The organism is Sinomicrobium oceani (genome assembly GCF_900119185.1).
GTDB lineage: Bacteria > Bacteroidota > Bacteroidia > Flavobacteriales > Flavobacteriaceae > Sinomicrobium > Sinomicrobium oceani.
This window is the reverse complement of sequence record NZ_FPJE01000007.1, coordinates 106,250-124,511: the sequence shown is the minus strand read 5'-3', so window position 1 is coordinate 124,511 and position 18,262 is coordinate 106,250. Positions and strand designations below refer to the sequence as shown.

At 44.9% G+C, this 18,262-nt stretch carries 17 protein-coding genes; 15 read left to right on the top strand and 2 right to left on the bottom strand.

All coding sequences use genetic code 11. The features are described 5' to 3' along the window. Positions 1 to 178 precede the first annotated feature (178 nt). From BT112_RS07955 to BT112_RS07890, 14 genes are all read left to right on the top strand, one after another. Positions 179 to 1,318 carry a cystathionine gamma-synthase gene (locus tag BT112_RS07955; RefSeq protein WP_072316831.1) on the top strand — a complete coding sequence of 380 codons (1,140 nt, stop codon included), beginning with the start codon at positions 179 to 181 and terminating at the stop codon, positions 1,316 to 1,318. Positions 1,319 to 1,426: 108 nt separating this feature from the next. After that, entirely contained in the window at positions 1,427 to 2,770 is a 1,344-nt protein-coding gene (gdhA, locus tag BT112_RS07950) for an NADP-specific glutamate dehydrogenase (protein WP_072316830.1), read from the top strand. Positions 2,771 to 3,013: 243 nt separating this feature from the next. Continuing rightward, the gene (locus BT112_RS07945; protein ID WP_072316829.1) at positions 3,014 to 4,171 is read left to right on the top strand and encodes an HlyD family secretion protein; all 1,158 of its coding nucleotides are present in this window, start codon (positions 3,014 to 3,016) and stop codon (positions 4,169 to 4,171) included. A gap of 67 nt (positions 4,172 to 4,238) precedes the next feature. Continuing rightward, positions 4,239 to 4,571: a DNA-binding protein gene (locus BT112_RS07940; protein ID WP_072316828.1), complete on the top strand. Its 333-nt coding sequence runs from the start codon at positions 4,239 to 4,241 to the stop codon at positions 4,569 to 4,571. 902 nt (positions 4,572 to 5,473) lie between these two features. Further along, positions 5,474 to 5,668 (top strand): bacteriocin, encoded by a 195-nt coding sequence (locus BT112_RS07935; RefSeq protein ID WP_175545764.1) that lies wholly within the window; start codon positions 5,474 to 5,476, stop codon positions 5,666 to 5,668. A gap of 182 nt (positions 5,669 to 5,850) precedes the next feature. Then, complete coding sequence (locus BT112_RS07930) at positions 5,851 to 6,045, top strand: hypothetical protein (protein WP_072316826.1); 195 nt, start codon at positions 5,851 to 5,853, stop codon at positions 6,043 to 6,045. Between the two features lie 92 nt (positions 6,046 to 6,137). Further along, positions 6,138 to 6,332 (top strand): hypothetical protein, encoded by a 195-nt coding sequence (locus BT112_RS07925; protein ID WP_072316825.1) that lies wholly within the window; start codon positions 6,138 to 6,140, stop codon positions 6,330 to 6,332. Positions 6,333 to 6,410: 78 nt separating this feature from the next. Continuing rightward, positions 6,411 to 6,605, top strand: a complete 195-nt coding sequence (locus BT112_RS07920) for a hypothetical protein (RefSeq protein ID WP_072316824.1) — start codon at positions 6,411 to 6,413, stop codon at positions 6,603 to 6,605. A 211-nt stretch (positions 6,606 to 6,816) separates the two neighbouring features. After that, the gene (locus tag BT112_RS07915; RefSeq protein WP_072316823.1) at positions 6,817 to 7,023 is read left to right on the top strand and encodes a hypothetical protein; all 207 of its coding nucleotides are present in this window, start codon (positions 6,817 to 6,819) and stop codon (positions 7,021 to 7,023) included. A 203-nt stretch (positions 7,024 to 7,226) separates the two neighbouring features. Further along, the gene (locus BT112_RS07910) at positions 7,227 to 9,392 is read left to right on the top strand and encodes a peptidase domain-containing ABC transporter (protein ID WP_072316822.1); all 2,166 of its coding nucleotides are present in this window, start codon (positions 7,227 to 7,229) and stop codon (positions 9,390 to 9,392) included. A 92-nt stretch (positions 9,393 to 9,484) separates the two neighbouring features. Continuing rightward, the gene (gene recO / locus BT112_RS07905) at positions 9,485 to 10,204 is read left to right on the top strand and encodes a DNA repair protein RecO (RefSeq protein ID WP_072316821.1); all 720 of its coding nucleotides are present in this window, start codon (positions 9,485 to 9,487) and stop codon (positions 10,202 to 10,204) included. A gap of 620 nt (positions 10,205 to 10,824) precedes the next feature. After that, the gene (ileS, locus tag BT112_RS07900) at positions 10,825 to 14,223 is read left to right on the top strand and encodes an isoleucine--tRNA ligase (RefSeq protein WP_072316820.1); all 3,399 of its coding nucleotides are present in this window, start codon (positions 10,825 to 10,827) and stop codon (positions 14,221 to 14,223) included. A 4-nt stretch (positions 14,224 to 14,227) separates the two neighbouring features. Then, complete coding sequence (locus BT112_RS07895; RefSeq protein ID WP_072316819.1) at positions 14,228 to 14,614, top strand: TraR/DksA family transcriptional regulator; 387 nt, start codon at positions 14,228 to 14,230, stop codon at positions 14,612 to 14,614. A gap of 226 nt (positions 14,615 to 14,840) precedes the next feature. Further along, positions 14,841 to 15,488 (top strand): lipoprotein signal peptidase, encoded by a 648-nt coding sequence (locus tag BT112_RS07890; protein ID WP_072316818.1) that lies wholly within the window; start codon positions 14,841 to 14,843, stop codon positions 15,486 to 15,488. On the opposite strand, the gene BT112_RS07885 is transcribed toward BT112_RS07890, so the two are convergent. Further along, positions 15,473 to 16,042, bottom strand: a complete 570-nt coding sequence (locus BT112_RS07885) for a 5-formyltetrahydrofolate cyclo-ligase (RefSeq protein ID WP_072316817.1) — start codon at positions 16,040 to 16,042, stop codon at positions 15,473 to 15,475. The genes BT112_RS07890 and BT112_RS07885 overlap by 16 nt on opposite strands. A gap of 41 nt (positions 16,043 to 16,083) precedes the next feature. Continuing rightward, complete coding sequence (locus BT112_RS07880) at positions 16,084 to 16,266, bottom strand: hypothetical protein (protein ID WP_072316921.1); 183 nt, start codon at positions 16,264 to 16,266, stop codon at positions 16,084 to 16,086. 142 nt (positions 16,267 to 16,408) lie between these two features. On the opposite strand from BT112_RS07880, the gene uvrC reads away from it, so the two are divergent. Beyond that, the gene (gene uvrC / locus BT112_RS07875) at positions 16,409 to 18,199 is read left to right on the top strand and encodes an excinuclease ABC subunit UvrC (protein ID WP_072316816.1); all 1,791 of its coding nucleotides are present in this window, start codon (positions 16,409 to 16,411) and stop codon (positions 18,197 to 18,199) included. Positions 18,200 to 18,262 lie beyond the last annotated feature (63 nt).

The following is an 18,262-nucleotide window of genomic DNA, read 5'->3' as shown; positions in this document are numbered from 1 at the left end:
GCGCCGTGTTTTCCGTGTTGCAAAGGCAGAGAATGATAAGCTAAAGATACTTCTTTATTATGAATACGAAAAAGTAAATGCTACTTTTGTATAGTATATGAGGTAGTCGGCGGATGTTGTACACAGTATGACAAAGGTTTATAGTGCAATACCATTTTTTCGGAACAAATACGGTGAAATGAAGTTCAATACCAAGACAATTCACGGGGGGCAGGAACACGACAGGGCTTTCGGTGCTGTAATGCCTCCTATATACCAGACCACAACCTATGCCCAGACTACTCCCGGGGGGCACAAGGGGTTCGAATATTCCAGGACGCACAACCCGACGCGATCGGCGCTCGAAAACGCGTTTGCCAGTCTGGAGAACGGTATGTACGGAATGGCTTTCGGCAGCGGACTCGCTGCCATAGATGCTGTTCTTAAGCTGCTGAAGCCCGGTGACGAAGTGATCGCGACAGGCGATCTCTACGGAGGTACATACCGGCTTTTTACGAAGATCTATGAGAATATCGGGATTAGGTTTCACTTTGCGGAGCTGTCCGATGCAGAGAAACTGGACGGTATGATAACTCCTGCAACGAAACTTGTATGGCTGGAAACCCCGACCAATCCGATGATGAATATTATAGATATTGAGAAAGTAGCGGGCATAACCCGTAAATACGGAGTGTTACTGGCCGTAGACAATACTTTTGCGACACCGTACCTGCAACAGCCACTCGACCTCGGTGCAGATATTGTGATGCATTCCGCGACCAAATATCTCGGAGGACACAGCGATGTGGTTATGGGGGCTCTGGTGGTGAATGATAAAGCGATTGCAGATCGCCTGTATTTTATACAGAATGCCAGCGGTGCCATCTGTGGGCCTATGGACAGTTTTCTGGTACTTCGCGGAATAAAAACACTGCATGTAAGGATGCAGCGACATTGCGAGAACGGAAAGGACGTGGCCTTTTTTCTAAGAGATCATTCCGGGGTCGGGGAAGTGTACTGGCCCGGTTTTTCCGATCATCCGAATCATGATGTGGCCAGAAAGCAGATGCGGGATTTCGGAGGAATGGTTTCTTTTACGGTAAAAGGCAGGGACGGGCAAGACGCCGTTCGGGTGGTAGAACGGCTAAAACTGTTTACACTTGCGGAATCCCTGGGAGGTGTAGAGTCGCTCGCAGGACACCCGGCAAGCATGACCCATGCCAGTGTTCCTGTGGAAAAAAGAAAGGAGCTCGGAATTACCGATGCATTGATCCGGTTGAGCGTAGGCATAGAAGATGCTGACGATCTTATCGATGATCTAAAACAGGCTCTCGGTTAAAGCATCGTTAATAATTTAAAAAAATAAAACCTGAATTTTAAGCATATCGTATATTTGCATCAATATTTTAAGAATTTTCCAATTACACTCTTTTGATACGACACATTTATGAAACAAACAATTGAAGAATTTTTAGCGCTCGTTGAAGAGCGGAACGGGCATGAGCCTGAGTTTATGCAAGCCGTTAAGGAAGTTGCAGAAACAGTAATCCCATATATAAAGACACAGGATATCTATAACGGAAAGAATATTCTTTTGCGGATGGTAGAACCGGAACGGGTAATCATGTTCCGGGTGCCCTGGGTAGATGACAACGGGGAAATACAGGTGAACCGCGGATACAGGATCGAGATGAACTCGGCTATAGGACCCTATAAAGGGGGGCTGCGTTTTCACCCTTCGGTAAACCTGAGTATATTGAAATTCCTCGCCTTCGAACAGGTGTTCAAAAACAGTCTTACCACATTGCCTATGGGTGGTGGAAAAGGAGGGGCTGATTTCGATCCTAAAGGGAAATCCGACAATGAAATCATGCGTTTTTGCCATGCTTTTATGGCGGAGCTTTTTCGTCATATCGGGCATAATACCGATGTCCCGGCGGGTGATATAGGAGTTGGGGCCCGCGAAATAGGCTTTATGTTCGGGCAGTACAAAAAGCTTAAAAACGAATTTACCGGGGTACTTACCGGAAAAGGCCTTTCCTGGGGAGGATCGCTTATCCGTCCCGAAGCCACCGGGTACGGAACAGTTTATTTTGCAGAAAGTATGTTGAAAACCCAAGGAAAAGACTTCCATGGCAAGAAGGTGGTGATTTCCGGTTCCGGGAATGTAGCTCAATATGCAGCCGAAAAAGCCTTAAGCCTCGGAGCCAGGATACTGACACTTTCGGATTCTGCCGGATATATTTATGATGCCGAAGGTATAGATGAGGAAAAGCTCGCCTATATCATGGAACTGAAAAATGTAAAAAGAGGGAGAATCAAGGAATACCTGGAGAAATATCCGAATGCAAAATATGAAGAAGGAAAAACACCATGGGGAGAACCATGTGATATTGCATTACCTTGTGCAACACAGAACGAACTCAACGATGAGGATGCCAGGAAACTCATTGCTAACGGTTGTATATGCGTGGCGGAAGGAGCAAACATGCCTTCTACCGCAGAAGCTGTAGAGGTATTTCATGAGGCAAAAATATTATTTGCTCCCGGAAAAGCTTCCAATGCCGGTGGCGTAGCTACTTCGGGACTGGAAATGTCACAAAATGCCCTGAGGGTAGGCTGGACCAGGGAAGAAGTCGATGAAAAACTCAAAAAGATCATGCTGGATATCCACGATTCCTGTATTAAATACGGAAAGCAGGAAGACGGGTATGTAGATTATGTCAAAGGAGCCAATATTGCAGGATTTGTAAAAGTAGCAGATGCTATGCTGGCCCAGGGCGTAGTATAATTTAACATCATTTTGATGTAAAAAGGGGGATGCCGTTCGGCATCCCCCTTTTTTTATCAATAATCTTTTTTACATAAAAAAGATTTTTTTTACACAAATATGACCTCTTATTTTGTTGGGTCTCAGAGATTTTTTCAGACATTTAGTTCTCGGTTTGCGATGTTTTTGCTTTAATTTATCGCAAACAATGGAGTTGTTAGTGATAAATTGTCTATTTTTATATTTCAAAATCTCAATGTGCTCATGGATATTTTCCCCAAAGAAATAATTGATAGTACAGTAGAAGCACACCATTTTAAGCTCCGTAACCGCAGTAAGATTATTTATGCTGTCGTTTTGCTGAGTATCATGGGATTCCTGTTTTCGCTACCTTTTATATATGTAGATGTATATACGACATCCCGTGGTATTATAAAACCCGAAGACGAACGTACGGTTCTTACCCTGATCAACTCGGGTAAAGTGGCTTATAAAAATATGATGAATAACCAGAGGGTTGAGGCAGGAGATACGCTACTGGTACTCAATAACGAGCAGGTGAGCGACAAACTATCGCTGTATCGCCATCAAATGGGAGAAAACAGGACGTTTATGCACGATCTCTCCCTGCTGGCCTCGGGAAAGCCTATTTCGCCTTCCCGGCTGCACTCTCCAAAATACAAGGCAGGTTATATGGAGTATAACCAGAAGATAAAAGAGTTAAAAACACGGCTGGAAACAACCCGGAAAGATTTTGAAAGGCATGAAAAGCTTCATAAACGGAAAGTGATCTCCAACTCGGAATTCGAAGCCAAAAAACTGGAGTACGACATGGCGCTGAACGATCTTGACAATTATAAAACACAGCAATACTACCAGTGGGAATCGGAGCATACCGCTTTGCGAAACACATTGAAAGAACTCGGCTCGGATTTTAACCAGTATAACACGAATAACAAGAACCATGTGCTGATAGCTCCCGTATCCGGGACGCTGTTGAACGTTGCGGGTCTCGATGTGGGCGGATATATCAATTCCGGGGTCAAGATCGGCGAGATATCACCCGACACCAAATTGCTTATCGAATGTTATGTACCTCCTACAGATATCGGACTGATAAAGGAAGCGCAGTCCATAACCTACCAGATCGATGCCTTTAATTATAATCAATGGGGCTTTGCTTCCGGTAGCATCGTGAGCATAGGGAATGATATAGAAACTATCGATGAGCAGTCGGCCGCCTTTAAGGTAAGATGCAGTATCAATGAAAATTATCTGCAACTGAAGAATGGCTTTAAAGGAAATCTGAAAAAGGGAATGACACTTACCGCGAACTTTAAACTTACGGAACGGTCGCTTTTTGACTTACTTTATGATAAAGTAGACGATTGGCTTAATCCGTCCAGGGCACATCAGGATTGATACATAGCATAAACCAATTATAATAAACCTTTAGCTGGAATAATAACCATCTAATACCCCTTAGGTAATGAATAATTTGAAAAACCTGGAACGATTACAACAATTACATCGGTTGATTGTCAAAGAGGCAACGGGGTCTCCGCCCCAGTTGGCCAGGCTCATGCAGATAAGCGAACGAAAAGTGTATCAGCTTATCGAGCAGTTAAAAGATATAGAAGCCCCGGTATCCTATAGCAGAGCACATAAGACCTATTTTTATGAAGACGATTTTGACCTTCAGGTAACAGTTTCTGTCACTGTACTGAAGGATAACGAGCTTACGGAAATTTTTGGGGGGAGTTATTTTATCAGTGGTAAAATACAGACGCCGGGCTTTTTGCAGGGATCGATATTGTCCTGATGCATTTAGAGAGGTGTCTTGAACCGAAAAAAAAACGGGCAATGCGGAGGTGTGCATGAGAAAAGATAACAGTTGACCCGGGTTCGGTCCGAGTCATTAGGCCTGTAAGTAAAGTACCGCGAAGGCATACAGTTTCCAACATCTCACTTCATAAATCCCTTAATACCGGACCGGGTGGCCTTTGCGACTTATTAACCCGGTCTGCTGTCAAAGTGATTGTACTGATCACCCGTTTGACCGAGTTTCGGGAAAACGGTCTGTGTAATGAAAAACAGCGCGATTCTTCGGTTTTTAATGATCTTGCCCGAAGTCGGGATTCCCATGTGCCTGGATGTGACTACTTTAGCATCCGGAAAAGTTACATTACGGATCGCGTCCGGGAGTCGTTGTCGGAATAGCTTGATAACCGGTCGTCATACAGCGATGACATACCCGTGTAAACTCCGGGTTTACAGAAGTGATCCGCGATGTCGCCTATCTGTGGTATAACGTAAATCGTATGCCGGGGTCTCTCCGGGCCAGTCAGGAATGCGCAGGCCATGGTTCGTTTACCTTTTTGTATTTTAAATCACCTAAACGCTGTTAAGTATAACGCTTTTTAACGGCTCCCTGCCATTGCCGGAGAGGGCTGCGAAGGTGATGGCCGGAGACGCCCGAAAGCATACTTTCTTTCGGTATGGAACTTACGTTGCCTGTGATGCTAAAAAACCGGTACATGTTTTTAGGAGTCTCCTTCGAAGTCAAACCTATGTAGTGGTTTAGTTGATCCGTATGGTTTTACGTGTGTTTATCCGGAGAACTGCAAGGTTTATGCATTGTACGAAACTATCTTCGCTCCTTCAAAGCAGGGATGTTTTTTTCTGTTTACAGGAATCTTAATTCGTATAATCTAAATCTAAATCATGAAAAATTTAAACAATTATGGCGTTGAGGAATTAAACGCAAAAGAAATGAATGAGATCAACGGTGGTTTGCTCGGCGGTCTTGATGGTGTATTCAACCTGGTTACCGGAGTGGTTAACACTGTTGTAGGGGTTGTAGGAACAGTAGTAAATACGGTTACGGGCCTTCTCGGAGGATTGCTCGGAGGATTATAATCCGGATCATCGGATTGCTTTAATAAAAGCCGGATATACCAAAATATCCGGTTTTTTATTTCTGAAAAATTACAAAAGACCTTAACTGCAAGGTTTGTGCAGTGAATACTGTTAATTTAGCGTCATCCAAATAACCCGTATCAACCCCACCCCAAATTTTGATTTAACCTAATTGGATTATTATGAAAGATCTGAACTGTTATGACGTTCGGGAATTGGATAGTTTTGAACTGCATGAAACCAACGGGGGATTAGCCCTCGGGGATACCCTTACTCTTCTTGGCGGGGTCCTGAATATCGTACTCGGATATATGAATGCTGCCGTACAGGCCGTGAGCATGTATGTCGGGAATTTTCTGCAAGGTGTAAACTCCTGATTTGAAAACGTCCGGATTCGGATTTTTTTCCATGAAATTTTAAAATCACTATCATCTTAAAATCAATTGTATAATTAACTAATATTTTTACCATGAAAAATTTAAACAATTACGGAGTTCAGGAAATGAACGCAAACGAAATGAAAGAAGTAAACGGAGGACTTTTAGGAGGTCTTGACGGAGTTTTGGAGCTTGTAACGGGAGTTATAGGAACCGTAACAGGTGTTGTCGGTAGCGTTGTAAACGTTGTCAGCGGACTTTTAGGAGGACTTCTCGGAGGTATTTAATGGCTTCGAAAACAAAGAAGGGGGGTGCAAACAACACCCTCTTTTTGTTTTATCCATCAAACGTAAAACCCGATTGTTATGAAGTGTTTAAAAGACTATAATGTTCAGGAGTTGAATGCTACTGAGCTGAACGAAATTAACGGAGGAGTCACTCTTAATCTTGGCCAGGTTCTCGATCTTACATTGGGTGTCCTCAATATAGTGGTCAATGCCGTACAGGATGCTGCCACAGCCGTTGCCGAATACGTAGCGGGAGTCCTCGGCGGGCTTTAATCCCTGCCCGGTTACCCGGTTGCTTTTAGCGAGCTTTAGAACAACAGGTACTGTTGTACGCAGGGTCATCCGGCCGGCAAATAAAATTTTACGTATCGCTTGTATACGTTGAACGTATTATCCCGGTGATGAAGACCGGGGTCCAACCATAACTAATTATCAGAATACATTACACCGTACAACGTTTTATTAACTTAACTTAGATCCAATTATGAAAAATCTCGAAAATTACGGAGTTCAGGAATTGAACACTACAGAGATGAACAACACTAACGGGGGACTTACTATCAGCATAGGTATAGGGAGTATTTCCGGAGCACTTTCTAATGTACTCGGTTTTTTAACCGGCACTATCGGAAGCGCTGTTTCCCTGGTCTCTGATCTTCTTGGAAGTATATCGGTTTCAGCAGAGTCATAACCGATTATACCATCGCTAAAACGAGGGCCGATCCTTTACAGGATTGGCTCTTCGTGTTTTTACTTTGGCACTCCATGATTGCAGAAGTTTACAGCGGTAAGTGAAAGCTTCCGGATGTGGCGATTTCCGGTCATTTTAGGCTTTCTGCATGTTTTTTGCAGTTTTCAGACTTACTTTGCGCTCCCAAATCCTGATGTACTACCATGCCGAAAAAGAAAACTCTGATAAAACAACACGATATTACCGATTGTGGTGCAGCCTGCCTGGCCTCCATATCCGCACACTACAACCTTCAAATACCCATTGCACGAATACGGCAGTATGCCAGTACGGATAAGAAAGGGACCAATGTGCTGGGGCTTATAGAAGCTGCACAGAAGCTGGGATTCGAAGCTAAGGGCGTCCGTGGAGATCTCAACAGTCTTTTTAAAATTCCGAAACCGGCGATAGCACATGTTATCGTCCGGGAGGTACTGCACCACTACGTGGTTATCTATGAGGTGACGAAAACCCATGTCGTGGTTATGGACCCCGGAGATGGTAAGGTGCACAAGAAAACCCATAAAGAATTCCAGGAAGAATGGACAGGTGTGCTGGTTATCCTTATGCCCGACCAGAGTTTTTCTTCCGGAAATGAAAAAGTATCTTCATTACGGCGTTTCTGGTTTTTGCTGCGGCCGCACAAATTTGTTCTGCTACAGGCCTTTTTCGGGGCGCTGATCGTGACATTACTCGGTTTTTCCACTTCGATTTACCTCGGAAAGATCACCGACTATGTTCTTACCGGAAGTAATACGAAACTCCTGAACCTTCTGAGCGTAGTGATGCTGATACTGCTGGTGCTGCAAATAGTGGTCAGTGTTTTTAAGGATACTTTTCTCATTAAAACGGGACAGCAGATTGATGCCCGGCTCATTCTGGGGTATTATAAACACCTGCTCAAACTACCACAGCAGTTTTTTGATACCATGAGGGTGGGAGAGATCATTTCCCGGATCAACGATGCGGTTAAAATACGGACGTTTATCAACGGTGTAGCCCTGAGTCTTACCGTAAATGTACTGATCCTCGTATTTTCTTTTGCACTGATGTTTTTTTATTACTGGAAGCTGGCGCTGATTATGCTGGCTATTATTCCTTTTTATATCGGGATTTATATTATTACCAACAAACTCAATAAAAAAGCAGAGCGCAAGGTTATGGAAAGGGCTGCGGACCTTGAAAGCCAATTGGTGGAATCCCTGAATTCCGTAGGCACGATCAAACGTTTCGGCCTGGAGTCGTTTGCCAATATCAAGACCGAAGCCCGGTTTATCAACCTGCTGAATATAGGGTATAAATCTGCATTGAACACCGTTTTCTCCGGCACATCCTCCACGTTTATCTCCCAGTTGTTTACGATCATCCTGTTGTGGAGTGGTTCCTATTTTGTCATAGACCGGGAAATCACTCCGGGGGAGTTACTGTCCTTTTATGCGATCATTGGTTACTTTACCGGTCCGGTAGCACAATTGGTGGAGGCCAACAAGCAAATCCAGAATGCCTGGATAGCGGCAGACCGTTTGTTTGAGATCATGGACCTCGAACGGGAAGAACAGGATGATAAAATAAAACTGACCCGCGAAAATATAGGCGATATAGCTTTTCGGAACGTATTTTTCAGGTATGGTACGCGTGTGGAGGTCTTCAAAGATTTTTCTCTGGATATTCCGAAAGGAAAGATCACTGCGGTCATAGGAGAAAGTGGTTCGGGAAAATCGACACTGATCTCCTTGCTGCAAAATATTTATCCGATCCAGAAAGGAAAGATCCTTATCGGTGAATATGACCTGAAATATATCGAGAATTCCAGTTTGCGTGACCTGGTCGGTGTAGTGCCCCAAAAAATAGACCTTTTCGGAGGTAATGTGGTCGAAAATATAGCGGTAGGGGAATTCCAGCCCGATATGGAACGGATCATGAAGATATGTAAAAGTATTGGGATACTGTCTTTTGTAGAAAACCTGCCCAATGGTTTTGCTACCTATCTCGGGGAGAACGGGGCTACACTTTCGGGCGGACAAAAACAGCGTATTGCCATTGCCAGGGCTTTGTATAAACAACCGGAAATACTCGTTCTGGATGAAGCTACATCTTCACTGGACAGTACTTCGGAGAGCTTTGTACAAAAAACGATCGCTACACTCCGGGAACAAAACAAGACTATTATCGTTATAGCACACCGGCTTAGTACGGTGGTGCATGCAGATAAGATCGTGGTACTCGACAAGGGAGAGGTCGTCGAGCAGGGGAGCCATAAGGAATTGTACGCCGATAAAGGACATTATTACACCTTATGGCAACAGCAGATCCCCGAATTCGTGGTTTAAAGATCGGGAGGCTTTGTTTTCCGATAACCTTGTAACTTGTAAAATTTCCTTAGGTTTGTAGCTGCCCGGAAAGGGAAACAACAGTTACGTATATGGTTATAACCACCAAAGCCATTGTGTTGTCCGCTATAAAGTATGGTGATAACAGTCTTATTGTAAAATGTCTTACGGAGTGCTGTGGGGTACAGTCTTACCTGTTGCGCGGTATTCTCTCTTCGCGGAAAGGCAAATTGAAAAAAGCCCTTTTTTTTCCTTTAAACCAGTTGGAGATCACTGCCGGGCATAAAGGAAAGGGAAACCTGGAGTACATTAAAGAAGCCCGGGTAGAGCATCATTACCACACGATTTATACCGATATGACCAAGAATGCCGTGGTACTGTTCCTGGCCGAGATCTTAAATACGGCCATTCAGGAAGAAGAAGAGAACGGCCCGTTATATCGCTACCTGGAAGAGGCCCTGCTTTGGCTGGATAACCAGGGAAAAACCGCCAACTTTCACATATTGTTTCTTCTGAAACTTACGCGATACCTGGGTTTTTATCCGGATGCCTCCGACGAACACCTGCCTTTTTTCGATCTTCGGGAAGGGATTTTCGTTTCCGATGCGGGGTACGGACATGTGATTGCAGGGGATGCGCTCACAAGGTTCCGACTTTTTTTAACCAGCGATTTTGAGCGCGTCCGGGAGATCAGGCTCACCAAAGGCATTCGTCAGGACCTTCTCAATGCGCTGGTGGCCTATTTTGAGTTCCATCTTTCCGGTTTTCGCAAACCTAAATCGCTGCAGGTGCTGCATGAAGTGTTTAGCTGAAGGGATATATGCATGGTTTCAGCCGGAGTGCCCGATCCCTGACCGGAAAACATTGATCAAACCACCCCAAAATAAGTAAACGGGCAGGAGTTTTTATTCTTCGGATGTACAGTTCCTTTCTGCTGCTGCTTTACCCTGCGCTATTGGTCGTGTCTACTATACGTTTCGTGTGACCAGCCGTTGCACCGGTTGCGGGAAATGAAGAAAGCTTTGAGCTTTCGTCAACGTGTTGCCGGAATGTCAGCCGGTGCCCGGGACCATACCGATGGGATGGCCAAAGTGGCATTGTCCGTTACGGAACACGTCCTCATGGCCTGATCATTGCTATGATCTTTTATGAGGAGCCGGGAGCCGGAAATGTCGGGACTATCAATCTTACTTCAGAAGATTAAAGCCTGCATCCCGGATCCATGTACTCAGGCACTTCAATGCTGCTGCAGGGGGTGTCGATGCGACAAAAACCGCAGGAGCGATGCAGTAAAGGAGCGGAAATTATGTGCGGATCAGAAGGGTATGGTTGAACGGTGCCATAAACCTGCCGATTTTCCTGGTTAACCACCTTTACAATTCATTGAAAATGATTAATTTCGCAATCTTAAATGAGATAAGGAGTATAAATAATGAAATTTACCGAGTATAAAGGTCTTGAGCTGTCGCAGGTGGCAGAAGAAATCCTGAACTATTGGGAAGAAAATAATGTTTTTGACAAGAGTATATCGTCACGCGAAGGAAATAGACCGTTTGTGTTTTACGAAGGGCCGCCCTCGGCAAACGGATTGCCGGGAATTCACCACGTGATGGCCCGCGCTATTAAAGACATTTTCTGTCGCTATAAGACTCAGAAGGGATACCAGGTGAAGCGTAAGGCCGGATGGGATACCCATGGGCTTCCCGTAGAACTCGGTGTGGAAAAAGAACTCGGTATAACCAAAGAGGACATCGGTAAAAAGATATCGGTAGAAGCATACAACCAGGCCTGTAAACAAGCGGTGATGCGATACACGGATATCTGGAATGACCTTACCCGTAAAATGGGATATTGGGTAGATATGGATAACCCGTATATCACCTACAAGTCCAAATATATGGAGAGTGTATGGTGGCTCCTGAAACAGATTTACGACAAAGATCTGATATACAAGGGATACACGATACAGCCCTACTCACCCAAGGCAGGAACAGGATTGAGTTCGCACGAACTCAATCAGCCCGGCTGCTACCGTGATGTCACGGATACTACGGTGGTGGCACAGTTTAAGGCGCAACAGGACACACTCCCGGAGGTATTACAAGGTTTTGGAACAGTGCACTTGCTGGCCTGGACCACGACGCCCTGGACCCTGCCTTCCAACACGGCGCTTACCGTAGGCCCGAAAATAGAATATGTATTGGTAAAGACTTTTAACCAGTACACGTTTGAACCTGTACATGTCGTACTGGCGGCAAACCTGGTAAATGCTGTGTTTTCCGGTAAGTACTACGGAGCGGAAAGCGAAGCGGACTTTGAGGATTACAGTCCTGAGAACAAGAAAATACCGTTTAAGGTTCTTGCAGCCTGTACGGGGAAAGACCTTGTCGGAACCCGTTACGAGCAGTTGTTACCGTATGCTTTGCCTTACCGGCATCCGGAACATGCTTTCCGTGTTATTTCCGGGGATTTTGTAACTACCGAAGACGGTACCGGTATCGTGCATACGGCCCCTACCTTTGGTGCGGACGATGCGAAGGTGGCCCGGGAAGCACAGCCGGAAATCCCGCCTATGCTGGTGCTGGACGAAAACAGCAACCCGGTTCCGTTGGTAGACCTGCAGGGGCGTTTCCGAAGCGAATTGCCCGAGATCGGAGGCAAATATGTGAAGAACGAATATTACGATGCCGGTACAGAACCGGAGAAATCGGTAGATGTAGAGATCGCGATCCGGCTGAAAGAGGAAAACAAAGCGTTTAAGGTCGAAAAATATGTGCACAGTTATCCGCATTGCTGGAGAACGGACAAGCCCGTATTGTACTACCCGCTCGACTCCTGGTTTATCAAGGTTACCGAAGTAAAAGACCGGATGTACGACCTCAATACCACAATCAACTGGAAACCCAAAGCGACAGGAGAAGGCCGTTTTGGAAACTGGTTACAGAACGCGAACGACTGGAACCTTTCCCGTTCCCGTTTCTGGGGGATCCCGTTGCCGATATGGCGTACCGAAGACGGTAAGGAGGAAATTATCATAGGTTCGGTAGAAGAGCTGAAAACGGAAATGACCAGGGCCGTTGCTGCCGGGGTTATGGACGGCGATATTTTTGCCGATTTTGTCATAGGAGACATGACCGATGAGAACTACGAGAAGGTCGATCTGCATAAGAATGTCGTAGATGGTATTGTGTTGGTGTCCCCTTCGGGGAAACCGATGAAACGGGAGGCCGATCTTATTGATGTATGGTTCGACAGTGGTTCCATGCCGTATGCACAATGGCATTATCCTTTTGAGAACAAGGAGAAAATAGATGCCGGGGAGGCTTTCCCGGCAGATTATATTGCCGAGGGTGTAGACCAGACCCGGGGATGGTTTTATACCCTGCACGCCATAGGCACGATGGTATTCGATTCCGTGGCGTATAAAAATGTAGTTTCCAACGGACTGGTTCTCGATAAAAACGGACAGAAAATGTCCAAGCGCCTCGGGAATGCCGTCGATCCTTTTATTACGTTAAAAGAATACGGCCCGGATGCCACACGCTGGTATATGATAAGTAATGCCAACCCCTGGGACAATCTTAAGTTTGATGTCGAAGGCATAGCCGAGGTGCGCCGTAAGTTTTTCGGTACGCTGTACAATACCTATTCTTTTTTCAGTCTGTATGCCAATATCGACGGCTTTACGTATGAGGAAGCCGATGTGCCATTGGCAGAACGTCCGGAGATAGACCGTTGGATACTGTCCGAATTACATACCCTGATACAGAAGGTAGATGAGTTTTATGCCGATTACGAACCTACGAGAGCGGCAAGGGCAATATCCGATTTTACACAGGAATACCTGAGTAACTGGTTTGTACGTTTAAGCCGGAGACGTTTCTGGAAAGGAGATTACGGCAAGGATAAGATTTCTGCATACCAGACGTTATATACCTGCCTGGAAGTTATTGCAAGGCTCGGGGCTCCCATAGCACCCTTCTATATGGATAGGTTGTACAGGGACCTCACGGCTGCAACGGGTAAAGGGAATGCCGAAAGTGTACACCTGGCCGATTTTCCGGTGCATGACACTGCTTGTGTAGACAAAATGCTGGAGCACAAGATGGAGAAAGCCCAGATTATATCTTCCCTGGTATTGTCTCTGCGTAAAAAAGAGAGTATCCGCGTTAGACAGCCTTTGCAGAAGATCATGATTCCGGTACTCGACGACAACAGCAGAGCGGAAATACTGGCAGTGGCCGATCTCATAAAATCTGAGGTGAATGTCAAGGAGATAGAACTACTGGACGATGCTTCGGGAGTACTGGTAAAACAGGTGAAACCTAATTTCAAGAAATTGGGGCCTCGTTTTGGTAAGGATATGAAATTGGTTTCCAGTAAAATACAGGGATTCAGCCAGGAAGATATCAAAAAAATCGAGCGAAATGGCTGTATTGAGGTGGAAATTAACGGAAAAAGCATTACTTTAGTTAGCGATGACGTGGAGATTTCTTCACAAGATATAGAAGGGTGGTTAGTAGCAGTATCGGAAGGGCTTACCGTAGCTCTCGACGTTACGATAACCGAGGACCTCAAAAGCGAAGGTGTAGCAAGAGAATTGGTGAACAGGATTCAGAACCTTCGTAAGGATTCCGGGTTTGACGTAACGGACAAGATCGATGTGAAGCTTCAGAAAGACGGTTTTTTAGAACAGGCGGTAAACAACAACCTGGACTATATAAAGGCAGAAACACTGACTGCTGAGCTCAATTTTGAAGAACATATGGAAAACGGTACGGAAGTTGCTTTTGATGATGTGAACACCAAATTGTTTATTCAAAAACATTAATGCTATGAGTACAGATGTTAAGGTAAGATACTCCGATAAGGAACTGGAAGAGTTCCGGGTATTGATCGAAGCGAAAATCGATAAAGCTAAAAAAGATCTCGATCTGATAAAAAGCGCATATATGAATGACGGAAATAACGGTACGGATGATACCTCGCCGACATTCAAGGCTTTTGAGGAAGGATCCGAAACCATGAGTAAGGAGGCCAATACACAGCTGGCTATCCGCCAGGAAAAGTTTATCCGCGATCTCAAAAATGCCCTGGTACGCATCGAAAACAAAACGTATGGCATTTGCCGCGTTACCGGCAAACTCATAAGCAAAGAACGTCTGAAACTCGTACCTCATGCGACACTGAGCATCGAAGCCAAAAACATGCAAAAGAGTTAAAGCACTTTTACGGAAAGAGAGAAAATACTTTCTGTGCGTTTGCAACGGCTTTGTAGCGATATAGTATACGAAGACCTGCCGGTTTATCATGTCTGGCGGGTTTTCTTTTAAATAAAAGATTCCTCAGTCAAAGCCAAAATATTGTATTTTTGGCCTTTGTGTGATGATGAAAGAGGAAAAACGATGAAAAATCCGCCGGAAGCGGACTTAGTTACCAAAAGGAATCATGTCTTTAAAAAAAGCTACGCTGATAATCGTCCTGGTCGTCCTAATCGATCAGATCAGCAAAATATACATCAAGACCAATTTTATACTCGGCGAATCCGTCTCGGTCTTCAGTTGGTTTAAAATACTGTTTATCGAAAATGAAGGAGCGGCCTGGGGTACAAAACTCAGTGATATCATTCCTTTTATTTCGGATGAGGCCGGAAAGATTGCGCTTACCATTTTCCGGTTGTTTGCCATTTGTGGTATCGGTTACTGGTTGTACGATGCAGTTCGTAAAAACAGTCCGCGCATTCTCGTCGTTTCCATAGCCCTGATATTTGCCGGGGCATTCGGTAATATTGTGGATTCCGTTTTCTACGGCCTGGTCTTTAACGAAAGCCACAACCAGGTGGCTACCCTGTTTGCAGCCGAACCTTACGGGAAACTGTTTCACGGAAAGGTTGTGGACATGCTTTATTTTCCGATGATAGACACGACCTGGCCCGAATGGGTACCCGGATTAGGGGGAAGGACCTTTCGTTTCTTCGAACCGGTTTTTAATCTTGCCGATTCGGCTATTTTTGTCGGGGTGGTAACCTTATTGCTGTTTCATAAGCAGGCTTTTCCTAAAAAAGAGGAAGAACCGGCACCTCAGGAAAACGTATAAGTACGATCGGGAGTAATGCAATAGTCCAGACGGATATCGCTTTCCAGCAATCCCGCTATGGTTTCTTCTTCAGCTCCGAAATACGATAGTCCTATTTTGAGGGTATCTTTCCGGCATTGCAGTAAAAAGCGGTCGTAAAACCCTTTTCCGTACCCTACCCGGTTTCCCTGAGCGTCAAAAGCCAGCAGCGGAATAAACACGACATCCACTTTTTTCGGTGGCACCTCAATGCCATCTACAGGCTCCGGAATGTCGTATTCGTTTTTTCTCAATACCGTATTATCCGTTAGTAGATAGTGGGTCATTGAGGCATCGTCAAAATTACTTCTGGATAACACCACCTCCTTATCCCTGCCCTGAAGAATACTCAGTAGAAAAGAGGTGTCGATTTCGCTATGCCGTTCTATAGGCAGAAAAATATGATAATACGTGCCCTTCCATATCGGTAAGGACAACGCATTATTGGCGATAGCCAGACTTTTTTCTCCGGCTTCGGTATCCGTAAGTTGCTGCCGGAGTAACCTGTACTTTTGGCGCAGTTCCTTTTTGTTCATAGGTCTATAGTACGTCCGGTGTCCCGGATAATAATGTGTTGCTAATACCGGTTCTTTTTTTGTTGTCCGGGAGCGTATTTCTTAGCACTTTTTTCTCCTGTAATCTTTTTCATTTGCCCTGGCGGAATGTCCCCTTTACCATTGGTATGCACGCGGTGCACACTACATGAAGCCAGGAAGGCGGTCATAAGAAATATGCCTAAAATCAGTTTTAATGATCTCATAATTTCTTTTTTTAAAGTTAAAGCTATGTACAAAGATACCGTAAAAATCATGCCATTTCCGAAGGAGAGGGCAAAACACAATTTTCCCAGAGGTTTTGCCATACACCCAAAAAGTATTGTATAAAATCGTTAATTTCGCTATATGAGCACTACTGCTGTCGAAATACTACTCCAGACCCTGCCGGATAGTCCGGGGGTATATCAGTTTTACGATAAAGACGGAAAAATATTGTATGTGGGAAAGGCAAAAAACCTGAAAAAAAGGGTGTCTTCCTATTTTAATAAGCAGCACGATAACGGAAAAACAAGAGTTCTGGTCCGTAAAATCGAAGATATAAAGCATATTGTCGTTCCTACGGAAACGGATGCTCTGCTTCTGGAGAATAACCTGATCAAGAAGTATCAGCCCAGGTATAACGTCCTGCTCAAGGACGACAAGTCTTATCCCTGGCTCTGCATAAAGAAAGAGCGGTTTCCCCGGATTTTCAGTACCAGGCGCGTCATACGTGACGGATCGGAATATTTCGGACCTTATACCAATATCAGGACCATACGTACATTGCTGGAGCTTATTAAGGGATTATACCCTCTGCGTACCTGCAATTATGATTTGTCCAAACCCAAAGTGAATGCCGGAAAATACAAGGTCTGCCTGGAATATCATCTCGGAAACTGCAAAGGGCCTTGTGAAGGTCTGCAGACCGAGGAAGAATACAATACGCAGATCCGGGCCATAAGGGAAATCCTGAAAGGAAATTTTAAAGATTCGCTGCATACCTTTCGGGAGCGGATGAAGGCCTATGCGGAAGATATGCAATTTGAAGAGGCGCAAAAGATCAAAGAAAAGCTGGAAGTCCTCGAAAACTATCAGGCCAAATCGACCATCGTAAATCCGAAAATCAGCAATGTGGATGTATTTTCTATTGTTTCGGATGACAGTTACGGGTATGTAAACTTTTTACAATTATCTTACGGGGCTATTATACGTGCGCATACGATAGAAATGAAAAAGAAACTTGAGGAGTCGGACGAGGAACTCCTGGAGCTGGCTATTACGGAACTCCGCCAAAGGTTTCATTCGAGGTCCAGGGAAATTTATGTACCTTTTCCCGTCGAAGTATCTCCCGAGGTCAAGGTAACCGTTCCGAAGCTCGGTGATAAAAAGCGCCTGCTGGAACTCTCGGAACGAAATGCCCGTTTTTACCGGCAGGAGCGCTTCAAGCAGACCAAGATTACCGATCCGGACAGGCATGTAAACCGTATTATGACACAGATGAAACAGGACCTGAGGCTAAAGCAGGAGCCCAGGCATATCGAATGTTTCGACAACTCGAATATTCAGGGAACAAACCCTGTGGCGGCGTGTGTGGTCTTTAAAGACGGGAAGCCGAGCAAAAAGGATTACAGGCACTTTAATATTAAAACCGTAGAAGGGCCTGATGATTTTGCCTCTATGGAAGAAGTGGTTTTCAGACGGTATAAAAGACTTGTGGAAGAAGGGCAATCCCTGCCACAGCTTATCGTTATAGACGGGGGGAAAGGACAGTTGTCTTCGGCCTTGAAAAGTCTTGATATATTGGGACTTCGCGGAAAGATAGCCATTATCGGTATTGCCAAACGTCTCGAGGAAATATACTATCCGGGAGATTCCGTACCGCTTTATCTGGATAAAAAGTCCGAAACCCTGAAGATCATACAACACCTGCGTAATGAAGCACACCGTTTCGGGATTACCTTTCACCGCAATAAAAGAAGTAATGCGGCTTTAGATACCGAACTCACCAATATTGAAGGTGTAGGAGACAAGACGGCAGAGGAACTGCTCAAAGAATTCCGGTCGGTTAAAAGAATAAAAGAAGCGGAGCTGGGAGATATATCAAAAGTAATCGGACAGGCGAAAGCCAGGAAGATCTACGATTATTTTCACCCGTAGCCTGAGACAAGTGATGTCAACCCGGGACGCTCGGTTTTGTAACAAATAATAGAGATTTTCGTC

Excerpts from the sequence above, each read along its gene's own strand:
- BT112_RS07955 (WP_072316831.1), top strand. The coding sequence starts at position 179 with ATGAAGTTCAATACCAAGACAATTCACGGGGGGCAGGAACACGACAGG.
- gdhA (WP_072316830.1), top strand. The coding sequence starts at position 1,427 with ATGAAACAAACAATTGAAGAATTTTTAGCGCTCGTTGAAGAGCGGAAC.
- BT112_RS07945 (WP_072316829.1), top strand. The coding sequence starts at position 3,014 with ATGGATATTTTCCCCAAAGAAATAATTGATAGTACAGTAGAAGCACAC.
- BT112_RS07940 (WP_072316828.1), top strand. The coding sequence starts at position 4,239 with ATGAATAATTTGAAAAACCTGGAACGATTACAACAATTACATCGGTTG.
- BT112_RS07935 (WP_175545764.1), top strand. The coding sequence starts at position 5,474 with ATGAAAAATTTAAACAATTATGGCGTTGAGGAATTAAACGCAAAAGAA.
- BT112_RS07930 (WP_072316826.1), top strand. The coding sequence starts at position 5,851 with ATGAAAGATCTGAACTGTTATGACGTTCGGGAATTGGATAGTTTTGAA.
- BT112_RS07925 (WP_072316825.1), top strand. The coding sequence starts at position 6,138 with ATGAAAAATTTAAACAATTACGGAGTTCAGGAAATGAACGCAAACGAA.
- BT112_RS07920 (WP_072316824.1), top strand. The coding sequence starts at position 6,411 with ATGAAGTGTTTAAAAGACTATAATGTTCAGGAGTTGAATGCTACTGAG.
- BT112_RS07915 (WP_072316823.1), top strand. The coding sequence starts at position 6,817 with ATGAAAAATCTCGAAAATTACGGAGTTCAGGAATTGAACACTACAGAG.
- BT112_RS07910 (WP_072316822.1), top strand. The coding sequence starts at position 7,227 with ATGCCGAAAAAGAAAACTCTGATAAAACAACACGATATTACCGATTGT.
- recO (WP_072316821.1), top strand. The coding sequence starts at position 9,485 with ATGGTTATAACCACCAAAGCCATTGTGTTGTCCGCTATAAAGTATGGT.
- ileS (WP_072316820.1), top strand. The coding sequence starts at position 10,825 with ATGAAATTTACCGAGTATAAAGGTCTTGAGCTGTCGCAGGTGGCAGAA.
- BT112_RS07895 (WP_072316819.1), top strand. The coding sequence starts at position 14,228 with ATGAGTACAGATGTTAAGGTAAGATACTCCGATAAGGAACTGGAAGAG.
- BT112_RS07890 (WP_072316818.1), top strand. The coding sequence starts at position 14,841 with ATGTCTTTAAAAAAAGCTACGCTGATAATCGTCCTGGTCGTCCTAATC.
- BT112_RS07885 (WP_072316817.1), bottom strand. The coding sequence starts at position 16,042 with ATGAACAAAAAGGAACTGCGCCAAAAGTACAGGTTACTCCGGCAGCAA.
- BT112_RS07880 (WP_072316921.1), bottom strand. The coding sequence starts at position 16,266 with ATGAGATCATTAAAACTGATTTTAGGCATATTTCTTATGACCGCCTTC.
- uvrC (WP_072316816.1), top strand. The coding sequence starts at position 16,409 with ATGAGCACTACTGCTGTCGAAATACTACTCCAGACCCTGCCGGATAGT.